Consider the following 2,454-nt stretch of genomic DNA (forward strand, 5'->3'; position numbering starts at 1 on the left):
TATTTTTAGGGATGATTACCCTTCCCTCTATCAGATAAATCACCTACTGAAAAAATTCGATCTGTAGATTTGTTAAAATTTACACAAGTTAAGCATTTTGACAGCAGGTCATTTCGGCCATGAACATCACCGACAAAAAAATCTCTACCTTTAGTGTTTTTTGCAAAAAAGGCATTTATTGGCAACTTAACGCCACCCAGCATATGTCTTGCTCCCGTTGCAACTGATCCCTTTATTGTAGAATCCACTATATAGATACACTATAATCAAATTAAATTATACCAACAGTATTTATCGTATGGATATTTCTTTACTATCAAGGAGTTACGCAACCATTCCCGTCTATCAATCTGAAGCTTTTGACACAGAGTTTGATCTGGTTAACAAATTTGAAGACTTGATGACGGTATTTTTAAGTAATCAGTATACCCTTGAGCGAGAATTTGATTGTGGTTATGGCATAGCCGACGCGGTTCTATTTAAGCATCGACTAGGTGAATCAGTGGTGGATCTTTCTCAAATATCACCTGACTGGGCCTATACGCTTAAAACTCTTCCGTATCGAAAATCTTTTGACATTAACTTTATTCGGACGATATCAGGAGTTTCTCTAAGTTCAGCAAAAAAGGCGTTAGATGAATTCGTCAATGCGGGATTTTGCGTTAGAAAACCAGACGCTCAATTTGTAAAAATTAAGCAACCTAGAACATTAACATCGAATATTGTAGCATTTGAAGCAAAGCTGAGAGACTGGAAAAAGGCATTGATTCAAGCGTCAAGATACAAAACTTTTGCTAACGAGTCTTGGGTACTTTTAGATAGAAGTCAAGCAAATGCAGCGATCTCGAATCTTGCAGAATTCGAAAAGTTTAATATTGGATTAGCCACATTTTCAACTGATGGGACTTATGACGTCTATCATGAACCCACAACTGAAACTGCTAGATCAAGTATTGCCTTTTGGAAAGCGAATACATTACTTGCAAAAAGGCTAATCCTTAAGGATTAGCTTTTTTAAACAAATTTAAAGCATTTGACCAATGGTCTAAATGCTCGCCATTACCGTGATTGTCTAAGTTAAATGGAATTTGACTTAAGAGAGAATGGTTATGTTTGGCTTCTGATATCCACAAATCTAAAATATCGAATCGAGTGTTTTTACCCACTTGAGATAAAACCTTTATCTGTTCTGCATAGGCTTTAAAATAATGCTTATATAGTGCTGGAGTTTGGAAAGTAGGTTCCTTGGTAAGCTCGAATGCCTCTTCTGAATAATTTGTTGGCGTGTATATTTTTTGCCATATCTCAGGCACAGCATCTCTAATCAACTTGGCTTCTTCAAAGCGAATCCAGTTCAAAAGTTTGGGCAAATAAATCCTAGCTTTAGGTCCTCTTTTCTCCTCATCACTTACAAGAAACTTGTCAAGAGAGAAGATCCGGGTATTCTCAAAAGCACCTATAGTTAGGTCAATTTCGCCACATACGGTATACATCATTCCTTCAGTATTTGTGTAACCAACAAGAACTTTTAAATCAGCATCATAAGTTGATTTAATAACTTTCATAAATTCAATCAGGAAACCAGCTTCTTTAATCTGCTTTGACTTTCTGTCATGTTGGCAGATGAAGTAAATACCATCAATCTCTGGATAGCTTGTAATCCAGTTAAGAATATTTTCAATATATTCTTTAGAACTCACCATTGATGAAGTAAGCGGAACTGTAAGGTATATATCCTTAGACCCAATAACGCCTTTTGACCGAAGAGCCTTCAAGAAAGGAACAACAAATAAGTCTGCTTGCTGTTCTGTATAACGGCTATTTAGTTGCTCAAAAAACCGAGCAGGGATTATAACTTTTTCAAACCGTTGTTCTAATTGAAAACCCACACAACGGTTTGCCGATTCAATCGCCACTGAACTGAAATCGATAGTACTAAACCCCTGTTCTCCAATGATAGTATTTGGAAAAAAGTCATAAGTCTTAAACTTGGGCTTTAAGGAGTTTGGTAAGTAAAACTGAGGGTCAAATATTGACTTATTCTTCAACGCCACAGGTAAATCAACGATGTTATTTCTATCTTGATGAACAGGGCTTAGAATAAGTCCTTCGCCAACTTTATCCTTTTCGAATGAATCTCGATTCCATTTAGCATTGTGACCACATTGATGGTATAGCTTAATACCCATAAGAATTTACCTGATTAATTAAATCCGATACCAATTTTTCTGTTGTTCTGTAACGTTGCGTATTTCGGGATGATCCGGCCAGCGATTTCGGCATGAGTCGGCCACCCATTTCGGTATCATCCGGCCACTGATTTCGGCCTTATCCGGCCACCTGTTTCGGTATCGTCCGGCCAGTTTGTTCTTCCTTCGTTTTACGAGCTTTGGCATAACAGTTTTTTAACTGTTTGTCGGAGTAGTCATGACACGTAAAAAGAAAATGGTAAGG

General features: G+C 37.2%; 3 protein-coding genes. 1 reads left to right on the forward strand and 2 read right to left on the reverse strand.

Features of this window, described 5'->3' with window-relative positions; translation table 11 throughout:
- Window positions 1-5: 5 nt before the first annotated feature.
- Window positions 6-203 (reverse strand): hypothetical protein, encoded by a 198-nt coding sequence (locus AAY72_RS16645; RefSeq protein WP_156411270.1) that lies wholly within the window; start codon window positions 201-203, stop codon window positions 6-8.
- 95 nt (window positions 204-298) lie between these two features.
- Here AAY72_RS16645 and AAY72_RS03200 point away from each other — a divergent pair, with 95 nt between their 5' ends.
- Complete coding sequence (locus AAY72_RS03200; RefSeq protein WP_057785556.1) at window positions 299-1,009, forward strand: hypothetical protein; 711 nt, start codon at window positions 299-301, stop codon at window positions 1,007-1,009.
- Here AAY72_RS03200 and AAY72_RS03205 read toward each other — a convergent pair.
- Complete coding sequence (locus AAY72_RS03205) at window positions 999-2,189, reverse strand: hypothetical protein (RefSeq protein ID WP_057785557.1); 1,191 nt, start codon at window positions 2,187-2,189, stop codon at window positions 999-1,001. The two genes, AAY72_RS03200 and AAY72_RS03205, sit on opposite strands and share 11 nt — an antisense overlap.
- Between the last annotated feature and the right edge of the window lie 265 nt (window positions 2,190-2,454).

The organism is Alishewanella sp. WH16-1, assembly GCF_001441695.1.
GTDB lineage: Bacteria > Pseudomonadota > Gammaproteobacteria > Enterobacterales > Alteromonadaceae > Alishewanella > Alishewanella agri.